This is a genomic window from Halomonas sp. SIMBA_159 (genome assembly GCF_046536035.1).
Lineage (GTDB): Bacteria > Pseudomonadota > Gammaproteobacteria > Pseudomonadales > Halomonadaceae > Vreelandella > Vreelandella venusta_A.
Map to the genome: position 1 here is coordinate 1 of NZ_JAWJBT010000745.1, position 266 is coordinate 266.

At 49.2% G+C, this 266-nt stretch carries 1 protein-coding gene; it reads right to left on the reverse strand.

The window, feature by feature from the left end:
• On the reverse strand, positions 1-266 hold a 266-nt coding region (locus R0J87_RS21185; protein ID WP_498888749.1), incomplete at both ends, for a DegT/DnrJ/EryC1/StrS family aminotransferase.

A 266-nucleotide genomic window follows, 5' to 3' on the forward strand; every position in this document is an offset into this window, starting at 1 on the left:
TATTGTCCTGCGAGTTGCTGAAGGGCTGTGATGACATGGTCGGCATCGGCGGTAGTCATATCCGGGAACAGCGGCAAAGAACAGATGCGTTCGCTATTCCATTCGGTATTCGGTAACGACAGCGTGGGAAAACGCTCGCGATAATATTTTTGTGTGTGAGCGGCGCGGAAATGTAACCCGGTACCAATGCCTCTTTCTTTTAACGCTTCCATCAACGCATCGCGACTGATACCACAACGTTGTTCATCGACACGAATAATAAACAG